The sequence below is a fragment of the Streptomyces sp. NPDC096193 genome, assembly GCF_040302905.1.
GTDB lineage: Bacteria > Actinomycetota > Actinomycetes > Streptomycetales > Streptomycetaceae > Streptomyces.
The window spans coordinates 159,537-183,410 of record NZ_JBEOSJ010000014.1 but is presented as its reverse complement, the minus strand read 5'-3'; the positions used below and the strand labels follow the sequence as shown (position 1 = coordinate 183,410).

The window sequence follows — 23,874 nt, the reverse complement described above, 5'->3', positions numbered from 1 at the left end:
TACCCCGCGTGCGCTCCGCCCTGCTTCGCTACGGTCCCTGCATGAGCGGCGATGTGCTGGTGGTCGGGAGCGGCGTCATCGGGCTGACGACCGCCGTGGTGCTGGCGGAGAGCGGCCGGCGGGTGCGCCTGTGGACGCGGGACGCGGCGGAGGAGACCACGTCCGCGGTGGCGGGTGCGCTGTGGTGGCCGTACCGGATCGAGCCGGCGGAACGGGTCGGCGAGTGGGCGACGGCGACACTGCGGGTGTACCGGGAGCTGGCCGAGCGGCCCGAGGAGACCGGGGTGCGTCTGGTCGCGGGTGTCATCGCCGACCAACCGGTGGCGCGTCTCGGCCCCTGGTCGGCCCAGGTGGAGGGGCTACGGGCCGCGGAACGGGGCGAGTTGCCGCCCGGCCACCGGGAGGGGGTGCGGGCGCGGCTCCCGCTGATCGACATGCCCGCCCATCTGCGCCGGCTGCGGCGGCGTTTCGAGAGCGCGGGCGGCGCGGTCGAGGTCCGTGACGTCCGTTCTCTCGCCGAGGCGGCCGTCGCGGGGCGGGTGGTGGTGAACTGCACGGGGCTGGGCGCCCGTGCACTGGTGCCCGACGCCGGGGTCCAGCCGGTGCGCGGGCAGCTGGTGCTGGTGGAGAACCCGGGCATCGACGAGTGGTTCGTCCTGGCCAAGGGCGGCTCCGCCGAGAGCACGTACTTCTTTCCGCAGCCAGGTCGGCTCGTCCTCGGCGGCACCGCCGGGGACGGGGACTGGCGCACGGAGCCCGATCCGGCGACGGCGGAGGCGATCGTGGCGCGTTGTGCCCGGTTCCGGCCCGAGATCGCGGAGGCCCGGATTCTCGGCCACCGGGTGGGGCTGCGTCCGGCGAGGGCCACGGGCGTACGCATCGAGGCGGAGCGGCTGCCGGGTGGCGGTGTGGTGGTGCACAACTACGGGCACGGCGGGGCCGGGGTGACGGTGGCGTGGGGGTGTGCCGAGGCGGCAGCGGCGCTCGTGGAGAGGAACTGAAGCCTCGCCGACGGGCAACCGTCTGCCGCACCGGCGGAGCCCATGAGGAGCAGAGTTGAACCGTCCCCGACGCGCAACCTCTGCCGCACCGGCGGAGGCCCTTGGCGAGCAGAGCTGCACCGTCCCCGACGCGCAACCTCTGCCACACCGGCAGCGGCCCCCGTCGAGCAGAGCTGAACCGCCGACAACCCACCGCACTCGTCCGACACGAAACCGGACGCCGTCCGGAGCCGGGCTGCGGCTCCGGACGGCGTCCGGTCCTGCGAACTCACCTGGGGCGTCAGGGCTCCACGGGGCTCCGGTCGTCGTCGGGACCGACTCCGGGGCCGATACGGATCTCGAAGTCACCGTCGTACTTGTGGTGTCCCGCGATGACCGCGGACTCCACGACCTCCGCACCCATCTCGCCGCGCACGATCAGCGGGTCGTGGCGCAGGTCGCGCATCAGCGCCACGCACATGCCGATCATCACGAGCACAAAGGGCGCGGCCACCAGGATCGTCAGATTCTGCAGACCGGCGAGCGCGTCGCCCTTGCCGTTGCCGATGAGCAGCATGATCGCAGCGACGGCGCCGGTCACCACGCCCCAGAAGACGACGACCAGCTTGGTCGGCTCGAACGAGCCCTTCTGGGAGAGCGTGCCCATCACGATCGACGCGGCGTCCGCGCCGGACACGAAGAAGATGCCGACGAGGATCATCACGAGCAGGCTCATGACGGTGGCGATCGGGTACTGCTGGAGCACCGCGAAGAGCTGGCCCTCGGGCGTGGTCTCGTCGCCGAGCTGCTTGTTCTCCTGGAGCTTCATCGCCGTGCCGCCGAAGACCGCGAACCAGATCAGGCTGACGGTGCTCGGGACCAGGATGACGCCGCCGACGAACTGACGGATCGTCCGCCCGCGGCTGATGCGCGCGATGAACATGCCGACGAACGGCGTCCACGAGATCCACCAGGCCCAGTAGAAGACCGTCCAGCTGCCCAGCCAGTCCGCGACACCCTTGCCGCTGGACGCCTCGGTGCGTCCGGCCAGCTCCGGCAGCTCCCCGAAGTAGGCCGCGATGGAGGTGGGCAGCAGGTCGAGGATGATGATCGTCGGGCCCGCGATGAAGACGAACACCACGAGCAGCAGCGCCAGCACCATGTTGGTGTTGGACAGCCACTGGATGCCCTTCTCCACACCGGAGACGGCGGACAGGACGAACGCCAGTGTCAGCACCGCGATGATGCCGACGAGGAGTCCGGTGCCGACCTTGTCCATCCAGCCCAGCTCGGTGAAGCCGCTGCCGATCTGCAGGGCGCCGAGGCCGAGGGATGCCGCCGAGCCGAACAGCGTCGCGAAGATCGCCAGGATGTCGATGACCCGGCCGGTGGGGCCGTGCGACTGCTTCTCGCCGATGAGCGGCACGAAGACCGCGCTGATCGTCTGACGGCGGCGCCGGCGGAAGGTGCTGTAGGCGATCGCGAGTCCGACGACCGCGTAGATCGCCCACGGGTGCAGGGTCCAGTGGAAGAGCGTGGTGGCCATCGCCGTCTGCATCGCAGCCGCCGAGTCGGCGGGGGCGGTGCCCGGTGGGGGCGAGGTGAAGTGGGCGAGCGGTTCGCTCACTCCGTAGAACATCAGGCCGATGCCCATACCGGCGCTGAACATCATGGCGACCCAGGAGACCGTCTTGAACTCCGGGCCCTCGCCCTCCTGGCCGAGTGGGATCTTGCCGTAGCGGCTGATCGCCAGCCAGAGGGCGAAGACGACGAATCCGGAGGCGGCCAGGACGAAGGCCCAGCCGCCGTTGTGGATCAGTCCGTTCAGCATCTTGCTGGACACGCTCTCGAGCGCATCGGTGGCTACGGCGCCCCACACCACGAAGGCGAGGGTGAGTACGGCAGTGAATCCGAAGACCACCCGGTCCGTCGTAGGGCGCTCGGTCTCGTGGGGAGAACCGGGAAGATCAGCTGGCACCAGCTGCTCCTCCCGGCCCTCCGGTTCTGGTTCGTGCGACACAAGCGGCACCTTTCACGGATTGCTCGGGACAAACCTGCTTTCGCTTCCGCTACCCCGTACCACATGTGATCCGCGCCACCCACGTCAACAGGCGGACGTTGGTTCTCCCGATGTGAGGTGGTAAGTCGCCCGGGAATCCAGCAACAGGGGCACCAGCTGGCGTCGGGACTGCCGCAGCGGTACGAACGCACCGTGACCGTCCGGTTGCGAGACGACACCGTGCAGGGCGAGTTCGTCCCTCACATCCGCAAACTGCGCGGCGCCCAGGCGGTAGCCGCAGGGCGGGTCGGCGAGTGTCTCCTCCGGTGTCGCCGGGTCGTTGTCGGCGCCGCCGAGATAGACCGGGCCGCGGTCCCGGAATCCGGCGAGAGCGGCCGCGGTCGTCGCCGCCTCGATCCGGCCGCGCCGTTCGTCGGCGAAGGAGAACAGTCCGCCGAGGGCTGCCAGCTGACTGCCGACACGGCGTCGGTTGTTGAGGGCCGCGTCCGCCTTCTCCTCCTCGGTCATGGGGTCGACACGGCTCTCGATGAGCAGGCCCAGGGCATTCTTGACGCCTGAGGCGTTGCGCAGGATGCGCTCCTGGCCGTCGCCCGCGGTCTGCTTGATCGGATCGCCGGTGACGGGGTCGGTCCAGATCCCGTACGTGCCCGTGGTGTGGCCTTCGTCGTGTGCGGCGGGCCGCACATAGCGCTCGGAGAGCGTCCGCGACTCGTCGTGGACGCGGGCATGGGTGTTGAGGTTGCGCGGCCAGAGGTCGAAGAGGTCCTTGTCGTAGTACGGCGGAGTCGCGCCGTACTCATGCAGGTCGTAGACGATGTCCGGCCGTTCGTCGCGCAGGACGGCGGCGATGGCCCGCCCCTCGGCGGTCTTCAGCGCGATGTGGTCGCGGTTGATGTCGACGCCGTCGGAGTTGCCGCGGGTGTCGGCGGCCCGGCCGTCCGGGTTGGCCGTCGGGACGACGAGGATCCGGGTCCGGGACAGCAGACCGCGGGTCTTCCGGTCGCCGGCGTGGGCGAGGTCGCGGATCGTGGTGAGGCAGGCGTCCCGGCCGGAGGGTTCGTCGCCGTGCTGAGCGCAGATCAGCAGGACCGTGCTTGCGGCGTGCCGGGCGCCGATCCGGACGAGTTGGAGCGGCCGGCCCTCCTTGGTCGTCCCGATGCGGGCGACCGAGACCCGGTCGCTGCCGCGGTCGACGGCGCGCAGGAACGCCTGCTCCTCCGTCTGGCCGGTCCAGCGCGCGCCGTTGCTGATCTCGAAGCCCGTCCGCGGCGGCCGGTGGGCCGCCTCGGCGGGCGCCGTGATCAGCGGTACGGCCACGGCGGCCGCTGTCACGGCGAGGGCGAGCGTGCGCAGTGGTGCTCTCATCGGCTGCCCCCTGAGGGAATCGGACGGAACGGACGCGGTTCGGCGACACCGCCGGGCCGGGAGTCGCGGGGTGCCGGCGGGACGGCCGAGGGAGCCGTGGCGCGTACGAAGGCCGGGGCGCCGCCGACGATCGGCAGCGAGGCCGAGGTGCGGGCCAGGTCGACGCGCATCGTCGGGGTGCTCGCCGGCGGGTCGATCAGGTCCCGGTCCGTCCCGGCGACGATGAGGGCCAGCCGGTGACCGGCCGGGACGACATGGTCACTGGCGTGCAGGTCGAGCGTGATGGTGTACGCCCTGCCGGGTGTCAGCGGCCGGCCCCGGGCGGCGGAGGCGTGGTTGCCGAGATCGGCCCAGCCACGGCTGAAGACGGTGTGGTCCACATCGGCCGTGCGGGCCCGGGTCTCCTTGAAGCAGGGGCTGTCGCCGGGGGCTGTCGCACCCCAGCAGGTGCGCTCGGGAAGGGTGGTGATGCCTTCGCCGGCGGCCGCGTAGTCGCGGATGGTGTCCGGGCCGAGGTCGACGAGCACCGCGGACAGATGCGCGCTGGTGGTGTTCGGGGTGACGGTCACCTTCACCGTCGAGGAGCCCGAGAGCCGCAGATCGCGCCCGAGCGGCCGGCTGATGAACCCGGCCTTGTCCGGGGTCGGGAGGTCGATCCGGGCGGCCCAATCGGTCTCGTCCTTCGTGCGGTCGTCGGTGAAGGTCTCGCTCGCGCCGGGGCGGGCGGGGCGCAGGCCGAGCGTGCCGACCCCGGGTGCGGTGCCGGTGCCGGGGCGCAGTGTGGTGGCGTCCGTGGCGCGCGGCGGCCAGACACGGTCGGTGGACCACTGGTCGGGGGCGCGTTCGACGTCGGCCATGGGTTCGCGTTCGATGCCGTTGTCGTAACCGAGCAGGTAGTGGTCGAACCAGCGGTGCAGCGTCTTCACCCACTCGCCGCGCCGGAAGTCGAACGGGTCGACGTGCCCTGTCTGCGACAGCCACACCTTGCGCTCGACACCCTCGTCACCGAGCGCGTCCCACCACTGGCCGAAGTGCTTGGAGCGGACGTTGAGGTCCTGCATGCCGTGCACGGCGAAGACGCTGGCGCGCACCTTGCCGGCGTCACGGACGTAGTCGCGCTCGCTCCACAGACGGGTGAGGTCTCCGGTGCGCGGTGCCTCGTCCACCAGGCGTTGCTGAACGGCCTGGCAGCGCGAGCGGGCGTCGGGGCTCTCGACGTAGTCGGACAGCCACTCGGGGCCCGAGTCGTAGAGGGGCGCGCCCTTGGCGAAGTAGTAGTCGTACCAGGAGGAGATGGCCGCGATCGGGACGATCGTCTCCAGGCCCTCGACTCCGGTGGCGGCGACGCCGTTGGCGATGGTGCCGTCGTAGCTCTTGCCGATCATGCCGGTCCGGCCGTTGCTCCAGCCGGCTCCCGCGCGCTCGCTCCCGGTCCTGGTGGTGTAACCGCGGGCGCGGCCGTTCAGCCAGTCGACGACGGCCTTGGCGGACTGGACGTCGGAGCGGCCTCCGACGTCGACGCAGCCGTCGGAGCGGTTGGTGCCGGCGAGGTCGACAGCGACGAACGCATAGCCGCGCGGGACGAAGAAGTTGTCGTAGTAGAGCGGGAACTGGACCGGGTTCCCGTCCGCGTCGTACGTCTTGAGCTGGCTCTCGTTGCCGCGGCCGCAGCAGGAGTAGTAGGGGCTGGCGTCCATGATCACCGGGATCTTCCGGCCCCGCTGTGCCGGTTCCCGGGGCCGGACGATGTCCACGGCGACCCGGTCGCTCTTCCCGTCGCCGTCACCGTCGAGCCGGGTGTCCACCCACACGGATTCCCGGATCGCGTTCTCGTAGGAGTGGACCGGTTTGCTCTCCCGCAGCGGGGCGCTCTGGGCGCCCGCCGGCGTGAGCGTCACGGCCATCAGGGCGGCCGAGGCCGCCACCACCAGCGATCTGCACGTCAAGCGGGTGCCCCCCGCGCGTATCGGCATGGGCGGGAAGCTACTCCCGTCAACTTCCCTGCGACAGAGGGCAATCAGGGGGCAATCAGGGCATCGGTGCGCCGGAGGGGACAGACGGGGTCGATGGCCGGCGGGAGGACGGAAGCGTGTTGCCCGCGGTCCGCCGGCGCGCCTCGCGGACCATCACCCGGTCCGAGCGGATGGAAGCGCTCTCAGCGGCTCGCTCGCGCCCGGATATCCTGATACCGGCAGCGCTTTCCCGCTGTCATCCGCCGCAGCCGACCGACCCAGCCGAGGAGCATCCGCCTTGCCCGAGCAGACCACTGGGTCCCGTCCCACGCTGGAAGCCGTCGCCGCGCGCGCCGGCGTCTCCCGGGCCACGGCCTCCCGGGTCGTCAACGGCGGCGCCGGGGTGCGCCGGCCGCTGGTGGACAAGGTGCGCCAGGCGGTCGAGGAACTCGGCTACGTACCGAACCACGCGGCCCGCACCCTGGTGACCCGGCGCAACGGCGCGGTCGCCGTGATCATCGCCGAGCCGGAGTTCAGGATCTTCTCGGACCCCTTCTTCGAGCAGCAGGTACGCGGTATCAGCCGGGAGCTCACCGCGCACGACTCCCAGTTGGTGCTGCTCTGGGTCGAGGGCCCCGGCGACCACGACCGGATCGCCCGCTATCTCGGCGGCGGTCATGTGGACGGCGCGCTGGCCTTCTCGCTGCACAACGACGACGAACTGCCCTCCATCATCAGCCGGGTCAAGGTGCCGACCGTCTTCGGCGGCCGTCCGGGCTGGCCCGGTGCCACCTCGGGTCTCGCCCTCCCCTATGTCGACTGCGACAACCGCGGCGGCGCCCGGGAGGCCGTGCGGCATCTGGTCTCGCTCGGCCGCGAGCACATCGCGCACATCGCGGGGCCGCGCGACCAGACCTCCGCTCTCGACCGGGTCGACGGCTACCGGGACGTGCTGCTCGACGCCGACCCCGACCTCGTCAGCCAGGGCGACTTCACCGTGGAGAGCGGCGCCCGCGCGATGGCGGAACTGCTCGACCGGCGCCCCGGTCTCGACGCCGTGTTCGCCTCCAACGACCTGATGGCCTCCGGCGCGCTGCGGACCCTGCGGGAGCGGGGACTTCGGGTGCCACAGGACGTGGCGGTGGTGGGGTTCGACGACATGGCCTCGGTCGTCGAGTCGACCGACCCGCCGCTGACAACGGTCCGCCAGGACATCGAGGGCATGGGCCGGCTCATGGTGCGGCTGCTGATGCGCGTACTGAACGAGGGTGTGGAGCACATGGGCGCTCCCGCCTCGGTCATCACCCCGACCACGCTTGTGCGGCGGGCCTCGGCCTGAGAAGGCCGGGTGCCCGCCGCACACAGTGCCGGCGCGCATCGCAGTGCCGGCGCGCATCGCAGTGCCGGCGCGCATCGCAGTGCCGGCGCGCATCGCTCGATGTGGCGCCGCGCGCACCGGTGGTGGCCCGGTGCACGCGGCGCCGGCGCGATCCGCCGACCCTGCCGGCTCAGCCGAAGGGAATCACCAGCACCGACCTGTCCGTGCCGGTCTGGAGCTTCGCGGTGCCGTTGCCGATGGCGTGCCACACCTCCAGCCGTACGGTTCCGTTCCTCAGGTCACCGAGACTTCCCGTCGCCGACCGCAGCCCGCGCGACTGGGCGTACTCCTCCCAGCCCGCCACCGGGTCGGTGGCGAAGTACTGGTAGGTCTCGGTGCGGTCGAAGGTGCCGTCGCCCGTGAAGTCGTAGCTGACCCGGGCCTGTTGGCCGAGGCCGACCGCCGTACCCGCGTCGAGCTGGAGACGGAAGGCGGTGGCGGCGCCGGGGGTGACCGTGCCGTTGACCTGCTTGGCCTGGTAGACGAGCGGCTGGTTCGGGGTGCCGTCGTGGTTGCCGCCGCCCGCGGAGGCGATCGTGTCACTGCCGGCCGTGCCACCGGTCGCGGTGGTCAGCGTTCCTCCCGTACGGAGCTGGAAGGTGTTCCCGGTCGGCGGATCGGGGTCCGGGTCGGGGTCCGGGTCGCCGGAGCCGGTTCCGGTGCCGGTGCCGGTCGCCGTCGAACGCGCCGGTACGGAGAGCGTCTTGCCGTCGGAGAACGTCACCGTGCGGGCCGTGGAGCCGTGGTTGTGCGCGGCGTAGGTCCGTGCCGTCCCCTTGGTGAACACGGCGGACGTCGGGATGTCCCCGGTGACCGTCGCGTCGGGTGCCCCGAGGGCGTCGAGGGTGGTCAGCCAGTGGTAGGTGTGCGCCTTGGACTCGCCCTGTTCGGGCGTGTATCCGGCGTTGCCCGCGTCCCACTTGGCCTTCGCCGCCGCGGGATCCGCGAACGACTGGAACTCCCAGAGGATGTCGCGCCATTCGACGGCAGGGCCGCCGTTCTCGCGCTCCATCTCGGCGATGTTGCGCCGGATCGCGGCCTTCTCGCCCCCCAGGTGGAGCGAACCACCGGTCACGGGCAGGACGTTGATGCCGTGGATCTCCTCCGGGTTGGCGGTCCACCAGGTCGCGTAGGCCCCGCCGCTGCCCCACACCATGCCGACCGTGTCATGGCCGAAGGAGGACGGGAAGACCTGCTGGTCGGCATCGAACCAGTACTGCCCGATCGCCTCGGACTCCGTGGTGAGCAGATAGGTGCCGAGGTCGCGCAGAGCGGTGTCACCGGTGGCCGAGCCCCACAGCACGAGGCCCGCGCTGAGGTTGATGGACTCCGACGACGACTCCTGGTTGTTGCCGGCGGCGAAGCCCTGGTGCCCGGAGGCCCAGCTGTGGCCGGCGTACACGTCGAAGCCGCGCAGGAAGGGGAAGGCGGAGTCGGTACGGCTGGGGTTGGCCGCGTCCCGTACCAGGGTCTTCACCATGCCGCCCCAGGCGGAGTCGGCGGCCCATGCCTGGTCGTACTGGGCGACGATCGCGGCCGCGTAGATGTAGTAGCTGTAGTGGAAGTGGTGGTCGTTGAGTTCGGTGTCGCTGCCGTACGAGGCGGGGTACCCGGTGAGCGTCTTCCACGCCTTGTCGTAGCTGAACTCGCTGACGCCGCCCGCGGTGAACCAGTCCTGGAGCCGGCCCTTGAGCAGTCCGATGAGCTTGTCGCGGGTGGCGGTCTCGCCGATCTGGTCGGCGAGGGGGACCAGTTGGGCGAGACGGCCGAGCGCCTTGCCCGTCCAGTAGGTGTCGGTGTAGCCCGAGAAGGGGTCGGCCGCGTTCGCGACCTCGTTGAGGTAGCCGCGCAGCCGTGCGGTGTCGACGGCGTTGGTCTTCGGCAGCCCGGGCAGCACGGCGGACGCCTTCTGGCTGGTGGTGAAGGACGCGGACTCGCGCACCTTCATCGTCCCGCGCGGTGAGACGTAGGTGTACGACGTCAGCGGATCGGTGCTGTTCATCCACTGGTGGCGGTAGAGCGCCTGGAGCGTCCCGCGCTCGGTGCCCTCCTTCGCCTCGGTGGTCAGGGTGTACGTGGCCCGGGAGTTGCCGCCGGTGTAGCTCCAGCTCGCCTGGGAGCCGGTGACGAAGCTGAAGGCGTACTTCCGGTAGGTGGCCAGTGCGTCGGTGGACGGCAGCACGGCGAGGGAGAAGTAGTCCTTGGCGCCGAGGCCTGCGGTGATGGTGGAGCCGGACACCGACCAGTCACTGCCCGTGGGGGCGAACAGCGCGTAGTGGTGGCCCGCGACCGTGATGCCGAGGACGTTGCCCTGGTCGGCGAAGACCGTGGGCGCCGCGGCAGTGGTGATCTGGGCGGCGGCTCCGGAGCCCTTGGCGTAGACGAACGGCATGCCGTGGCCGATGGTGGTGCGCAGGGTGCGCGTGCCGTCCGACCAGTAGGGGGTCACGGTCCAGTCGGACCACGCATCGGCCTTGGTGTCCGGCGAGTTGAGCCCGCTCAGGCCGAGGGTGAGGTCCCGCTTGTGCGCGTACTCGTACTGGCGGCCGTCGCCGACGATGGCGGCCGTCGTCGGGTAGCCGATGTCGAGCCCGCCGGCGGTGGCCTGGTAGGTCAGCGGATGGCCGTACATGGGGGTGGAGTACGGGTTGTCGCCGTAACGCTGGAAGGCCAGGGAGGACCACCAGTCGTTGGTCGGGACCGGCTTGTCCCTGGCGGCGGGCGTGGTCTTGGGGGTGACCGGCGCTCCGGTGTTGGTGGTCGGGCCCGACGTGCCGGCGGGGCGGCTGTCGGAGTAACTGCCAGAGCCTACGGGGATGGTTGCGGCCGCCGCCGGAGTGGCGGCCGAGCCCAGGCCGACGGCGGCCAGGGCTGTGACCAGGAACAGCGCGGCAGCTGGTCTGGTGCGATGGGCTGGCATGGACGGCACCTCGAGTCATGAGGGAAAGGGCGTCCGAGAGCGCTCTCAGATGTCCTGCAACGTAAAACTCATGAAACAGACGTGTCAATAGATGGGACACAGGCCCCAGTTGGGGCTGAGTCCAAGCCGTTATGCCTTCGAGTCTTGACGGGGCGAGCACCGCCGGGGCACGCTCCAGACGCATCTTTGAGAGCGCTCTCAACGCGGTCTCGCTCCACCGAAGCCAAGGGAGGCTTCCCATGCCCATCGCCCGAGCCGCCAAGAGGGCCGTCGTCCGCGTGGGTGCGGTCGCACTCACCGGAGCACTTCTGGCCGCATGCGGATCCGGTTCCTCGGACGGCGCGTCGGACAGCGCGGACGGCAAGGTCACGATCACGGTCGACCTCTTCGGTTCCTTCGGGTACAAGGAGGCCGGGCTGTACGCGGAGTACGAGAAGCTCCACCCGAACGTCACGATCAAGCAGACCGACACCGAGGACGAGCAGGACTACTGGAAGTCGCTGCAGACCCGGCTCGCGGGCGGCGGCGGCCTCGCCGACGTGCAGGGCATCGAGGTGGGCCGGATCGCCGCCGTCACCCAGCAGCAGGCGGACAAGTTCGAGGACCTGAAGAAGTACGGCGCCGACAAGCTCAAGAGCCAGTTCGCCGACGCCAAGTGGTCCGCCGCCACCGGCAAGGACGGCCAGGTCCTCGGCCTCGGCACCGATGTCGGCCCGGAGGCCATGTGCTACCGCACCGACCTCTTCGAGAAGGCCGGCCTGCCCACCGACCGGACAGAGCTGGCGGCCAAGTGGTCCACCTGGGACGGCTACCTCGCCCTGGGCAAGGAGTACAAGAAGAAGGCCCCCGCCAAGAGCGCCTGGATGGACAGCGTCGGCAGCCTCTACACGATCATGGTCGGCCAGGAGGAGGAGCGGTACTACGACGCCTCGGGCAAGCTGATCTACGAGAACAACCCGCCGATCAAGGCGGCCTGGGAGGCGTCCACCGAGGCCGCGAAGGCGGGCCTGAGCGCCAAGCTCGACCAGTGGTCGCCGCAGTGGAACCAGGCGTTCTCCGCCGGCTCGTTCGCCACGATGCCCTGCCCCGCCTGGATGCTCGGCTACATCAAGGGTCAGGCCGGTGACGCCGGCAAGGGCAAGTGGGACATCGCCAAGCTGCCCGGCGGCGCCGGCAACTGGGGCGGCTCGTACCTCTCCATCCCCCGGGCCGCCAAGCACAAGAAGGAGGCGTACGACCTGATCCAGTGGCTCACCGCCCCCGCGCAGCAGGCCAAGCTCTTCACCAAGCAGGGCAACTTCCCCTCGTCCACCGGAGCCATCGCGCAGGTCGCCGACGCCAAGGACCCGTACTTCTCCAACGCTCCGATCGGCCAGATCTTCGGTGACGCCGCCAAGGCCGCCCCGGTGCAGGTGCTCGGCGTCCACGACAAGAACGTGGCCGACCAGATCACCAACGCGCTGAGCGAGGTGGAGCGCAAGGGCACCTCGCCCGACAAGGCCTGGTCGACCGCGAAGAAGAACGTGGAGAACGCCACCGGCTGACCCCGGTCACCACGCTCCGGAGGCCGGTCCTCGACACCCGGCCGCCACGCCCCGGAGGCCGGTCCTCGACACCCGGCCGCCACGCCCCGGAGGCCGGTCCTCGACGCCGGTCACCACGCTCCGGAGGCCGGTCCTCGACACCCGGCCGGACCGGCCTCCGGTTCCACACCCCCGTTCCTCCTCCCGAAGGGCCGCACGTGACCCTCACCGCCACCACGAAGCCGGACGCGCCCCGGCCACCGGCGCCCCCGCAGCCGTCGGCAGCGCACCGGACCTGGCGGAAGCTGACCCCGTACGCCTATGTGGCGCCGTTCTTCACGCTCTTCGCCGCCTTCGGCCTCTTCCCGCTGATCTACACGGCGTTCGTGTCGCTCTACCGGGTGGAACTGCAGACTCCCGGCGACATGCAGTGGCGTGGCCTGGACAACTACACCGCGCTCTTCGGCGACGAGATCTTCTGGACCGCGCTGCGCAATACCTTCACCATCGGGGTGCTGTCCACGGTTCCGCAGCTGGTGATGGCGCTGGGTCTGGCCCATCTGCTCAACTACCGTCTGCGTGGCCGTACTTTCCTGCGCACGGCGATGCTGCTGCCGTACGCGACCTCGGTCGCGGCGGCGACGCTGGTCTTCGCCCAGCTCTTCGGCCGCGATTTCGGCCTGATCAACTACGCCATCGGTCTGGTCGGCATCGACCCGGTCGACTGGCAGACCGGCACCGTCAGTTCACAGATCGCCGTCTCCACGATCGTGATCTGGCGGTGGACCGGCTACAACGCGCTGATCTACCTGGCGGGCATGCAGTCCATCCCGAGCGAGCTGTACGAGGCCGCGGAGATGGACGGAGCCTCCCGCTGGCGGCAGTTCATCCATGTGACGCTGCCCGGGCTGCGGCCCACGATCGTCTTCACCGTCGTCGTGTCGACGATCGGCGCGACGCAGCTCTTCGGGGAGCCGTTGCTGTTCGAGGGCTCCACCTCCGGCGGCATCTCGCACCAGTACCAGACGCTCGGTCTCTACATGTACGAACAGGGCTGGGGCTTCTTCCACCTGGGTCGGGCCGCGGCCATCGCCTGGGTGATGTTCCTGCTGATCCTGGTGCTCGTCGGGGTCAACGCCCTGATCGCGCGCCGCCGTTACCGCAAGGAGGCCGGCCGATGACCGCGCTCGCCGCTCCGCCGACCGAGCCGCCCGCCACGGACCGGCGCCCCGGGACCCCCGGCCGGCGCAGGGCCCGCGCCGGCCGCACCATGCACGGCGGCAAGCTCACCTACGCGATCCTGATCGTCGCCCTGCTGATCTCGGCGTTCCCGTTCTACTGGACGATCGTCGCGGCCAGCCGGTCCAACGCCGATCTGGCGAAGGTGCCGCCGTCACTGCTGCCCGGGCCGAACCTGATGCGCAACTTCGAGGCGGTGATGGAGGAGGCGGACATCGGCAAGGCGCTGCTGAACTCCCTCATCGTCTCGGGCTCGATCACCGTCGGCACCGTGCTGTGCTGCACGCTCGCCGGTTTCGCCTTCGCCAAGCTTCGCTTCCGCGGCCGGGGCGCGCTACTGGCGATCACGGTGGGCACCATGATGATCCCGCCGCAGCTCGGGGTGATCCCGCTGTTCATGCTGATCGCCGAACTGCAGTGGGTGAACCAGCTGCAGGCCGTCATCCTGCCCGGACTGGTCTCCGCCTTCGGTGTGTTCTTCATGCGGCAGTACCTGGTGCAGTCGCTGCCGGACGAGCTGATCGAGGCGGCACGGGTGGACGGCGCGTCCAGCGCCCGGATCTTCTGGTCCGTCGTGGTGCCCATCGCCCGTCCGGGCATGGCCGTCCTCGGCATGCTCACCTTCATGGCCGCGTGGAACGACTTCTTCTGGCCGATCATCGCCCTGTCCTCGCAGGAGCCGACGGTGCAGGTCGCCCTGCGCCAGCTCGGCGGCGGCTACGTCCACGACCAGTCCGTGATCATGGCCGGCACGCTGCTCGGCACCCTTCCCGTGCTGCTCGTCTTCGGCCTGCTCGGCAGGCAGATCGTGGGAGGCATCATGCAGGGCGCCGTGAAGGGCTGAGCCCCGGCAGCCGATCGCATTGCCACCCCCCACCGCTCCACCACAACTCCTGGGAGTTCCGCCTCATGACCGCTGTCGACGCCCGCCCCGATACGACGACGGAGCTCCGGTTCCCCGCCGCATTCCGCTGGGGCACCGCGACCGCCGCGTACCAGATCGAAGGCGCAGCCGCGGAGGACGGCCGTACGCCGTCCATCTGGGACACCTTCAGCCGGACCCCCGGCAAGGTCCGAAACGGCGACACCGGCGACATCGCCGCCGACCACTACCACCGGATGCGCGAGGACGTCGCGCTGATGAAGCAGCTGGGGATCACCGACTACCGCTTCTCGGTCTCCTGGCCCCGGGTGCAGCCGACCGGCAGGGGTCCGGCCGTGCAGAAGGGCCTGGACTTCTACCGCCGGCTCACCGACGAGCTGCTGGCCGCCGGCATCCGTCCGGTGGCCACGCTCTACCACTGGGACCTGCCGCAGGAGCTGGAGGACGCCGGCGGCTGGCCGCAACGCGAGACGGCGCAGCGTTTCGGCGACTACGCCGGCATCATGGCGGACGCGCTCGGCGACCGCGTGGCGGCCTGGATCACGCTCAACGAGCCGTGGTGCGCGGCTTTTCTGGGCTACGGCAACGGCGTCCACGCGCCCGGCCGCACCAGTGCGCACGCCTCCCTGCGCGCCGCGCACCACTTCAATCTGGCTCACGGCTGGGCGGCCCAGGCGCTGCACTCGGCCCTTCCGGCGACGTCCGAGATCGCGCTGACGCTCAATCTGCACGCCGTCCGTCCGCTGACGGACTCCGCGGCCGATCTGGACGCGGTGCGGCGGATCGACGCCGTCGGCAACCGCGTCTTCCTCGAACCGGTCTTCCACGGCCGGCTCCCCGAAGACCTGATCTGTGACACCGCGACGGTGACCGACTGGTCCTTCGTCAGGGAGGGGGACCTGGAGGCGATCTCCACGCCGATCGACTGGCTGGGCATCAACTACTACTCCCCCACCGTCGTCGCCGCCGGGTCGTCCGAGTCTCCGTCGCCGTGGGCCGGGGCCGAGGAGCACGTACGGTTCGTCCCCGCGCCGGGCCCGCGCACCGCGATGGACTGGCCGGTCGACGCGGAGGGGCTGTACGGCCTGCTGACCCGGCTGAGGGAGGACCTGCCGGGCGTTCCGCTGGTCATCACGGAGAACGGCGCGGCGTACGACGACTATGCCGACCCCTCGGGCGAGGTCCACGACCCCGAGCGCGTCGCCTACCTCGCGTCGCATCTGACGGCCGTGCACCGGGCGATCGAGTCCGGGGTGGATGTGCGCGGGTACTTCCTGTGGTCGCTGCTGGACAACTTCGAGTGGGCGTACGGGTACAGCAAGCGGTTCGGCATCGTCCATGTCGACTTCGCGACCCAACGGCGCACCTTCAAGGACAGCGCCCGCTGGTACGGCGATGTCGTCGCGCGCGGCGGGCTGGCCCGCTGAGCCCGGCGGTCCGCCGCGCCTCGCGCGCGAGCGGGAGGTAGCGCAGCCGGTCGGGGAGTACGGGGACCACTGCCCGTACGACCCGGCCGAAGCGAACGAGCGCCCGCTCCTGGCGGTCGGTCCAGTCGAGGCCGATCGCCGTGCGTGCCTCGGGTGGCATGAGCCCGATGGTGAGGAAGCGGCGGACACGGACGAAGGACGGCAGAAGCACGGGCCAGAGGGTCCCGAGCAGGGCCCTGACCGGCAGCGGGCCGAGGCCGGGCGGAGGCACCGGCGCGTCCAGGGCGATCAGTTCGCGCAGGACGGCGGTCTCCTCCACCTCGTCGGCGAGCATCTTGCGGAAGTAGGGCCGGAAGTCCTCGATCGTCGGGGGCATGTCCCTCTCGTGGAGGCCCAGGACCCGGCCGACCTGGAGCCACTCCGCGTACAGCGCGCGCTCCTGAGCCTCGGTGAGGGGTCGCGCGAGATAGCGCAGCGCGTGCTGGAACACGGGGAAGCCCGTGGCGTGCACCCAGGCGTAGTAGTCGGGGCTGAGGGCGTGGTAGATGCGGCCGTAGGGGTCGGTGCCCCGCACGGACCGGTGGAGCCGGCGCACCCGCTGCCCTTCGCGGGCGGCCTCCTCCCCGCCGTACACCCACAGCTGGAGCGAGTGCAAAGAGCGCTCACCGCGTCCCCAGGGGTCGGTGCGGAAGACGGAGTGCTCGTCGACGCCCGCGGCGACGGCGGGGTGAGCCACCTGGAGGGCGAGCGCTGCGGGCAGCATGAGCAGCTCGCGGACGTCGCCGACGACGGACCAGAGCACGCCGCCCGGCGGTGGCGACAAAGGGGCCACAACCTTGGACATATCGCTATTTTACGGCCTGCTCTCTGCCGGACGGCAGCGTGCTCGGCTGCGTACATCTGCGTGCGGAAGCCCCCGCGTCCTCGTGCGTCGGGTCCTCGTGCGTCAGGGTGTGGTGCCTGCCTTCTCCGGCTGTGCCGGGACGTGGACGAGGAGTCCTTCCAGGTCCTCCAGACAGGCCCGGGCCGCGGCGATGCGGTCCCGGAGTTCCTGGGCGGCCTCGGGGTCGGGCGTCGCGGGCACCTTGCGCTCCTCGTCAAGTACCCGGGCCTGTTCGAGCGAGTTGATGACCACCCCGATCAGCAGATTGACCAGCAGGAAGGAGCTGAGCAGCACATACGAGGCGTAGTAGAGAACGGACCACGGCGAGATCCGGAGACCCGCGTTGACGGCGTCGCCCAGTCCGTCGAGCGTCATCAGCACGAAGAGGGTGAGCGCCGCCCTGCCGAGCGAGCCGTAGTGCTCCGGGTCGGCCGTGGCGAAGGACGCCCAGCCGAGCATCGCGTACAGATACAGCAGCAGTGCGCCGACCAGCAGGAAGCTCACGGCGCCCGGGATGCTCTTGCCGATGGCGGTGACGATGATCCGCAGCTGCGGCAGGAAGCGCGCGGTGCGGACGACCCGGGCCAGGCGCAGCAGTCGCAGCACGGTGGTGTTCTCACTGAGGAACGGCAGGAACGCGCCGAGGACGACCACCATGTCGAAGATGTTCCAGGGGTTGCGGAAGAACTCCGCGGGGCGGTCGGCGTGAGCCGCGGCGCGCATCAGGAGCTCCACGGTGAACACCCCCAGAAGCAGGTGTTCGAGGAGTTTCAGCTGAAGCTCCCAGCGGTCGGCGAAGCCCGCGTACGTCTCCACCCCCAGCAGCATCGCGTTGACCGCGATGGCGCAGACGGCGACGGTGGAGAACCAGTCCGCCTCGGTCAGCAGACGGGCGCGGTACGCCAGTTGTCGCCTTCGGTCGCTCGCCATGTCGGTGCGCAGGCTCATTCGTTCCCCACCTGAGGTGTCTTCGGCTGTGAACTCTCCAGACTTGCGCACACATGTCCGTGGCACGGGCGCCGCACACACCCGGGCCCGACAAGCCCACCCGGAGGGGTACACCCTTCGCACACCTGCCCGGCTCGGGAGTTGTCGAGATCGTTCTGCGGCGGCAAGAAAGAAGGCCCCGAGCCATTACCAAGGAGTAACCGTGGCTGCTTTGATGTGCGTCGCCGCTCGTACCCCCCACCCCATCCGGGAGTCCCTGTGCCGCCCTCCTCGCTCCGCCACCTGCCCGTCGCGGCCCTGTCGACCGCGCTCGCCGCCGCCGTCCTCACCGGCACGGCCCCGACGGCGTCCGCCGCGGCGGACGCGACGCCGCGCCTGAAGGTGCTGACGTACAACACCTTCCTCTTCAGCAAGACGCTGTATCCCAACTGGGGCCAGGACCACCGGGCCGCGGCGATTCCCGCGACCTCGTTCTTCCAGGGCAACGACGTCGTCGTCGTCCAGGAGGCGTTCGACAACTCGTCCTCGGATGCCATGAAGCAGAAGGCCGCTGCCCAGTACCCGTACCAGACGCCGGTGATGGGGCGGAGCACGAGCGGTTGGGACGCGACCGGCGGTTCCTACTCGGCCGCCACCCCCGAGGACGGCGGTGTCGCGGTCCTCAGCAAGTGGCCGATCGTCCGCAAGGAGCAGTGGGTCTACAAGGACGCCTGTGGCTCGGACTGGTGGTCCAACAAGGGTTTCGTGTACGCGGTGCTGAGCGTGAACGGCGCGAAGGTGCACGTCGTGGGCACGCACGCGCAGTCCACCGACTCCGGCTGCGGCGCGGGAGAGGCGGCGCAGATGCGCAGCCGCCAGTTCCGGGCGATCGACACGTTCCTCGACGCCAAGAGGATCCCGGCCTCCGAACAGGTCCTCGTGGCGGGTGACTTCAACGTGGACTCGCGCACGCCCGAGTACGCGACGATGCTCGCCGACGCCGGGCTGGTCGGAGCGGACACGCGCAAGGGGCACCCGTACTCCTTCGACACCGAGCAGAACTCGATCGCCGCGGACCGCTACCCGGACGACGCCCGCGAGGACCTCGACTACGTCCTGCACCGTGCCGGGCATGCGCGGCAGGCCGGCTGGACCAATGACGTGATCAAGGAGCAGAGCGCGCCCTGGACCGTCTCCAGCTGGGGCACGGAGTACACGTACACGAACCTCTCCGACCACTACCCGGTCACCGCGTCCGGGCAGTAGTCGCCGGCCCTTCGCGGTCGGCCGGGCCCGCCTCGGAGGCCGTGGCCGTGGCCGTGAGGGGTGTCGGTGTTCCGCGGTGGTGGCCATGACGGCTCTCGACCATGTCATGGCCACCACTGCCGTTCGCCACCCTGAACGGTCGGCCCGCATTCGGCGGGTCAGCCATCCGGCGGCAGGGCCGGTCGCGGGTCTCGCGGGTTTGGGCGGCGGCGCGTGGGCGGCACGGGTCGTATCCGCCGTGGCTCGGGCCGGGCCGGCCGTTTCGGCCGCCGACGGGCCGCGTGGTCGGCGTGAGGTTTCACCTCTCTGGCCGAACTGCCGTGCGCGGGCGGTGCGGCACCCGGATGGCGGCGGGCCGATCCGCTGACCGGCCTCGCGGTGACGGGCACGATCGGCCGGTGCCGCGCGGTGCGGCGTGAGGGCGGTTGGGGAGGGGTCGGTACCGGCGGACCGGTGTGGCCGGTCGCGTGCCGGCGGAGGAACCGGGCCGATGGCCACGAGCCGGATGCGCCGGGCTACCGCGGCCCCGGTGCCGAGCCGTCGGGTTCCTGCCGACCGCCGCCCCTGCCTGCCTGCCTGCCTGCCGGGGCCCCGGTGCCGAGCCGTCGGGTTCCTGCCGACCGCCGCCCAGCCTGCCTGCCCGCCTGCCCCGCCTGCCCGCCTGTCCGCCTGCCGAGCGATGTGACCACCCGTGAAAAACCGCTCTTCCGGGGGCCTTCCACACCCTTGTCTGCATGACAGGGCCATGCCACATTGAGTCCGCACTCCGGACTGGTCCAGTCCACACTGCTTCTCGGTAAATCCCCCCACAGCGGACACCTGCGAAGGAGAAGCCCCCCATGAGACGCACGCTCCGCGCGCGCATCTGCCTTTCGGTACTGCTCACCCTGCCCGCCGTCGGTCTCGGAACCGGGACCGCCCACGCCGCACCCGACCCGGTGCCGAGCCCCGCCCCGGGGGTCACGGCCTCTCCCGGTCAGTACGCACTCGACTCCACGCTCGAACGGACCCTCGGCGACCGCACGGCCGGCTCCTACCTCGACTCCGAGACCGGCGAACTCGTCGTCACCGTGACCGACCAGGCCGCCGCCGACGAGGTACGCGCCTCGGGCGCCCGGGCCCAACTCGTCGAGCGCAGCACCGCCCAGCTCGAAGCCGCGATGAACGTCCTCGAGACCAAGGCGAAGATCACCGGCACCTCGTGGGGCATCGACCCCTCGACCAACCAGGTCGCGATCGAGGCCGACCGGTCCGTCTCCACGCTCTCCATGGCGCGCCTGACGCGGGTCGCCGTCGGCCTGGGCGACGCCGTCCGGATCACGCGCGTGCCGGGAGTGTTCAAAAAGGAGGTCGCCGGCGGTGACGCCGTCTACGGCGGCGGCGTCCGCTGCTCCGCCGCCTTCAACGCCGCGAAGGGCACGGTCCGCTACTTCGTGACCGCGGGCCACTGCACCAATCTCGGCGACACCTGGTCGGCCACGGCCGGCGGCGCCGCGATCGGGACCCGGGAAGGCACCAGCTTCCCGACGAACGACTACGGCATCGTGCGCTACACCGGCACCGACCAGCCCGCCGGCAACGTCAACCTCTACAACGGCAGCTACCAGGACATCGCCTCCTCCGCCGACGCCATCGTCGGCCAGGCCGTCCGCAAGAGCGGCTCCACGACGCACGTGACTTCCGGAACCGTCACCGCTGTGAACGTCACGGTGAACTACAGCGACGGACCGGTCTACGGCATGGTCCGCACCACCGCCTGCTCGGCGGGCGGCGACAGCGGCGGCGCCCATTTCGCGGGCTCCGTCGCGCTGGGCATCCACTCGGGCAGCGCCGGCTGCACGGGAACGAACGGCTCGGCGATCCACCAGCCGGTGAGCGAAGCACTGGCTGCGTACGGCGTGAACGTCTACTGACGTCATCGCGAGGACGGCCGAGGGGGGTCGCTCACCCCGAGCGCGGACCTTCGGCCGTCCCGAGCGCGCGCCCGCGTCCTGTGCGCGCACGCCCGTCCGTCCCGAGCGCGGACCTTCGTCCGTCCCGAGCGCCGACCTTCGCCCGTCCCGAGCGCCCTGCGTTGCCTCCCCCGGAATCCCGCCCACGCACGGTACGCATGGCCGGCCCGCCTCAGTCGTGGTCGTACACCGTCACCGCCGTCCCCCGTGACGTCAGCCGGTCGGTTATCAGCGGTTCGACCCGTGACCATCTGCCGCCGGCGAGCCCGCAGCCGATCCGCGGCATGCGCACCGACGCCGACAGCTCCGCCGCCTTCACCGACACCGCGGCGAGGGCCGTGTCGATCGCCTCGTACCGCACGGGAACCCCCTGGCTCCCGGTCCTGGTCCCCCGCTGTCCGACCATGTTGGCGACCCACAGATACGGGCCGACGCGGACGAACTGCACGGCGCCGAGGCCGAAGTCGTTCGACGCGCGCTCCCGGTGCCAGCGGCGGTAGGCCTGCTCCGGCTCGGGCCATCGGCGGGACAGCGCCGGCACGAAGCCCTTCCCCCAGCCGCCGAGGTCGTTGCAGACGTGCGCGATCAGCTGCACCCCCTTGCCCTGCGGCGCGGTGGCGTCCCCCCGTACATACGTGATCCCCGACATGCGTCCACGGTACGGATCACCACTGACATCGTGACTGATTATCATTCCGCCCGCTCCCACCGCTTTCACAACAATGGTGAGACAGCAATACTGTTGCACCGCGGGGAGATCGACGACGAGCGGTGGAGAGCGAGGCATGAACATGGCGACCGAGACCGACGAGCCGACCCTCACCGTCGACGAACTGGCCGCCCGTGCCGGGGTGACCGTACGGACCGTGCGCTTCTACAGCACGCGCGGGCTGCTGCCCCCTCCGACGATCGGACCTCGCCGCGTGGGCCACTACGGCCCCGCCCATCTGTCCCGGCTGGCCCTCATCGAGGAACTCCAGCACCAGGGCATGACACTGTCCGCCATCGAACGCTATCTCGAACAGTTGCCGGACGACCTCAGCGCCCACGACCTCGCGATCCATCGCGCGATGGTGGCCTCCTGGGCGCCGGACTCCGCGGAGGAGGCAACCGCCGCCGAGCTGGAACGGCGGGCCGGGCGCCCGCTGGGCCAGGAGGACATCGGCCGGCTGATCGCGATGGACGTCCTGCAACGGGCACCGGAGCCGGGAGTATTCCGCCTCGACCGCGGGCTGTTCCGGCTGGGCGTGCAGCTGCTGGACGTGCCCATCGCCCACGAGACGATCCTCGCCGCCCGCACGGTCCTGGTCGAGCACACCCGCTCGGCCGCCCAGGAGCTCACCCGCCTGTTCCGCGACGAGGTGTGGAACCCGTACCGCCGCCGGGAGTCCGACCCCGAGCACGTGGCAGCGATGAAGTCCCTGTCGGCCCATATGCAGCCGCTGGTGGTGCAGGCCCTGGTGACCGCGTTCCAGCGGTCGCTCAAGGAAGAGCTTCGGGCCGCGTTCGTGGCGGAGCCGGACACCGGACGCGGCGAGGACACGGACTAGGTCGCGACCTGGTCCCGCAGGCGGCCCAGCACCAACCCCATCGCCCCGTGCACGGCCTCGCGCGACTCGTCCGTCGGGTCACGCGTCTCGAAGCCGTGGTGCCCGTTCGGCACATCGACCACCTCGACATCTGCACCGCAGCGGGTCGCCGCGGCCAGGAACTCCTCGACCGTGGCAGCGATCTCGGGGCTCTCCAGACCCGCCCGGGTGAGCACCACCGGCAGCGCAGCCGCGTGGGCCACCGCCTCCGCCGGCCGGAACCGGCCGGCCGGGAGGCCCCAGTTCGGCAGCGGCGCGAGGACCGGGTACGTGGCCGCCAGGCAGCGCAGCCATGGCGGAGGCGCCTCCAGCCAGTCCGCCGCGATCGGTCCGCCGCCCGAGAAGAACCAGAGGGCGATCCGGTCCGCGTCCACCCGCGGGTCGGTTCGGACCCGCTCCACCGCGGCGGCCACGTCGCCGGCGGCCCGCTCGTAGTCGGCCACGTCGTGCAGGCGGTGGTCGAGCGTCACTCCCACCACGCCCTCGCCGGCCGCGTACCGGGCATACCCCGTCAGCGTCGGCCAGTCCCGCGGCGTGGGCCGGGCGTCGGCGGGGACCGGGCCGCCGTGCACGAACACGACCGCCGGTCGCGGCTCCTCCGCGTGAGCCGGCAGGTACAGGTCCACGTTGCCGATCCGCTCGCGGGGAAGCTGGGGCACGTCCAGCAGGAACGGCCGCAGATGGGCGGGCGGCTCCGTGGCGTCGGCCGGCTCCAGCCGGTGCCCCTCACCGGCGGCGGCCTTCCGCAGGACGTCGGCCAGCTCGTCGGGACAGGACAGCATGGGCCAGTGACCGGTGGGGAGTTCGAAGAAGGTCACGCCGGGGGCGGTGAGGACCTGGAGCGCCGGATCGCCCATGCCCACCAGCATCCGGACCAGCTCGATGCTCGTGCCGTTGCCGGTGCACAGCACACCGGTGGTGGGTACCGCGGCGACGGCGCCCGTGAGCCGCAGCGGCTGGAGCAGTGTGCCCAGCGGCTGGGGTGCGGCGTCCTCCGTGAGCCGGTCGAGCGCCGCCGCGGGGACGCCCGCCGTGCTGCCCCAGCGCTGCCACTCGTCGCGTGCCGGGGGCGACAGCTCCCCCGGTTCCGCCGAGCCACGCTCGGCCGTCTGCTCGCGCAAGCGCTGGTCGGGCACCGCGGCCAGGGCGGGGACACCGTCACGCGGCAGAGCGGAGTCCACGCAGATGATCCGGGAGACGCGCCCTGCCCGACGGTCGGCGGCGCCCATCACCGGATGGACGCCGTAGTCGTGGCCGACGAGCACGATCTCCCCGCCCGCCGCCGGGCCCACCACGTCGATCGCTCTGAGCACGTCCGCGATGTGTGTCTCCAGGTCGACCGGTCCCTCGACATCGGTGGGCTCGGCGGCGCGGGTCCCGCCGAGCCCGGTGAGGTCCACGGTGTGCACCTCGTCGCCCCCCGTCGCCAGTCGTGCGGCCGTCTCCGCCCACACCTGCGCGCCCGTGAACACGCCAGGCACCAGGATGAATGCGGTCATGAAACTCTCCTCGATCCGTCGCCCTCCGCGGACCGGTCCGATCGACCGCCGCGCTCGCCGGTACCGTAGAA

Annotated in this window: 17 protein-coding genes; 9 read left to right on the top strand and 8 right to left on the bottom strand. The window is 71.0% G+C overall.

The window, feature by feature from the left end; genetic code table 11:
• Positions 1 to 41 precede the first annotated feature (41 nt).
• Positions 42 to 1,001, top strand: coding sequence for an FAD-dependent oxidoreductase (locus ABTX78_RS21520; protein ID WP_352208379.1), 960 nt, complete (start codon positions 42 to 44; stop codon positions 999 to 1,001).
• Between the two features lie 280 nt (positions 1,002 to 1,281).
• On the opposite strand, the gene ABTX78_RS21515 is transcribed toward ABTX78_RS21520, so the two are convergent.
• The 3 genes from ABTX78_RS21515 to ABTX78_RS21505 all read right to left on the bottom strand — a co-directional run bounded on the left by ABTX78_RS21515 (position 1,282) and on the right by ABTX78_RS21505 (position 6,338).
• Complete coding sequence (locus ABTX78_RS21515) at positions 1,282 to 2,958, bottom strand: BCCT family transporter (RefSeq protein WP_352208378.1); 1,677 nt, start codon at positions 2,956 to 2,958, stop codon at positions 1,282 to 1,284.
• 126 nt (positions 2,959 to 3,084) lie between these two features.
• Positions 3,085 to 4,365 (bottom strand): M14 family metallopeptidase, encoded by a 1,281-nt coding sequence (locus ABTX78_RS21510; RefSeq protein WP_352208377.1) that lies wholly within the window; start codon positions 4,363 to 4,365, stop codon positions 3,085 to 3,087.
• The gene (locus tag ABTX78_RS21505) at positions 4,362 to 6,338 is read right to left on the bottom strand and encodes a Xaa-Pro dipeptidyl-peptidase (RefSeq protein WP_352208376.1); all 1,977 of its coding nucleotides are present in this window, start codon (positions 6,336 to 6,338) and stop codon (positions 4,362 to 4,364) included. The genes ABTX78_RS21510 and ABTX78_RS21505 overlap by 4 nt, the downstream gene beginning before the upstream one ends.
• Positions 6,339 to 6,615: 277 nt before the next feature.
• Between ABTX78_RS21505 and ABTX78_RS21500 the strand changes: the two genes are divergently transcribed.
• Positions 6,616 to 7,656: a LacI family DNA-binding transcriptional regulator gene (locus tag ABTX78_RS21500; RefSeq protein ID WP_352208375.1), complete on the top strand. Its 1,041-nt coding sequence runs from the start codon at positions 6,616 to 6,618 to the stop codon at positions 7,654 to 7,656.
• 169 nt (positions 7,657 to 7,825) lie between these two features.
• Here the strand turns inward: ABTX78_RS21500 and ABTX78_RS21495 are convergent, their stop codons facing one another.
• Entirely contained in the window at positions 7,826 to 10,615 is a 2,790-nt protein-coding gene (locus tag ABTX78_RS21495; protein WP_352208374.1) for a glycosyl hydrolase, read from the bottom strand.
• 239 nt (positions 10,616 to 10,854) lie between these two features.
• Here ABTX78_RS21495 and ABTX78_RS21490 point away from each other — a divergent pair, with 239 nt between their 5' ends.
• The 4 genes from ABTX78_RS21490 to ABTX78_RS21475 all read left to right on the top strand — a co-directional run bounded on the left by ABTX78_RS21490 (position 10,855) and on the right by ABTX78_RS21475 (position 15,687).
• Positions 10,855 to 12,159, top strand: a complete 1,305-nt coding sequence (locus tag ABTX78_RS21490; RefSeq protein ID WP_352208373.1) for an ABC transporter substrate-binding protein — start codon at positions 10,855 to 10,857, stop codon at positions 12,157 to 12,159.
• Between the two features lie 197 nt (positions 12,160 to 12,356).
• Complete coding sequence (locus ABTX78_RS21485; protein ID WP_352208372.1) at positions 12,357 to 13,319, top strand: carbohydrate ABC transporter permease; 963 nt, start codon at positions 12,357 to 12,359, stop codon at positions 13,317 to 13,319.
• Positions 13,316 to 14,221, top strand: coding sequence for a carbohydrate ABC transporter permease (locus ABTX78_RS21480; protein WP_352208371.1), 906 nt, complete (start codon positions 13,316 to 13,318; stop codon positions 14,219 to 14,221). Before ABTX78_RS21485 ends, ABTX78_RS21480 begins: the two co-directional genes overlap by 4 nt.
• 65 nt (positions 14,222 to 14,286) lie before the next feature.
• Positions 14,287 to 15,687: a GH1 family beta-glucosidase gene (locus ABTX78_RS21475; protein ID WP_352208370.1), complete on the top strand. Its 1,401-nt coding sequence runs from the start codon at positions 14,287 to 14,289 to the stop codon at positions 15,685 to 15,687.
• On the opposite strand, the gene ABTX78_RS21470 is transcribed toward ABTX78_RS21475, so the two are convergent.
• Positions 15,629 to 16,531 carry an oxygenase MpaB family protein gene (locus tag ABTX78_RS21470; RefSeq protein ID WP_352208369.1) on the bottom strand — a complete coding sequence of 301 codons (903 nt, stop codon included), beginning with the start codon at positions 16,529 to 16,531 and terminating at the stop codon, positions 15,629 to 15,631. The genes ABTX78_RS21475 and ABTX78_RS21470 overlap by 59 nt on opposite strands.
• 102 nt (positions 16,532 to 16,633) lie before the next feature.
• Positions 16,634 to 17,518 (bottom strand): ion transporter, encoded by an 885-nt coding sequence (locus ABTX78_RS21465; RefSeq protein ID WP_352208368.1) that lies wholly within the window; start codon positions 17,516 to 17,518, stop codon positions 16,634 to 16,636.
• Positions 17,519 to 17,776: 258 nt separating this feature from the next.
• Between ABTX78_RS21465 and sph the strand changes: the two genes are divergently transcribed.
• Positions 17,777 to 18,763: a sphingomyelin phosphodiesterase gene (gene sph / locus ABTX78_RS21460; protein ID WP_352208367.1), complete on the top strand. Its 987-nt coding sequence runs from the start codon at positions 17,777 to 17,779 to the stop codon at positions 18,761 to 18,763.
• A gap of 839 nt (positions 18,764 to 19,602) precedes the next feature.
• Positions 19,603 to 20,676: a S1 family peptidase gene (locus tag ABTX78_RS21455; RefSeq protein ID WP_352208366.1), complete on the top strand. Its 1,074-nt coding sequence runs from the start codon at positions 19,603 to 19,605 to the stop codon at positions 20,674 to 20,676.
• 211 nt (positions 20,677 to 20,887) lie between these two features.
• On the opposite strand, the gene ABTX78_RS21450 is transcribed toward ABTX78_RS21455, so the two are convergent.
• Positions 20,888 to 21,364, bottom strand: a complete 477-nt coding sequence (locus ABTX78_RS21450; RefSeq protein ID WP_352208365.1) for a macro domain-containing protein — start codon at positions 21,362 to 21,364, stop codon at positions 20,888 to 20,890.
• 142 nt (positions 21,365 to 21,506) lie between these two features.
• On the opposite strand from ABTX78_RS21450, the gene ABTX78_RS21445 reads away from it, so the two are divergent.
• Positions 21,507 to 22,265, top strand: coding sequence for a MerR family transcriptional regulator (locus ABTX78_RS21445; RefSeq protein WP_352208411.1), 759 nt, complete (start codon positions 21,507 to 21,509; stop codon positions 22,263 to 22,265).
• On the opposite strand, the gene ABTX78_RS21440 is transcribed toward ABTX78_RS21445, so the two are convergent.
• Positions 22,262 to 23,803 (bottom strand): alpha/beta fold hydrolase, encoded by a 1,542-nt coding sequence (locus ABTX78_RS21440; RefSeq protein WP_352208364.1) that lies wholly within the window; start codon positions 23,801 to 23,803, stop codon positions 22,262 to 22,264. The two genes, ABTX78_RS21445 and ABTX78_RS21440, sit on opposite strands and share 4 nt — an antisense overlap.
• Between the last annotated feature and the right edge of the window lie 71 nt (positions 23,804 to 23,874).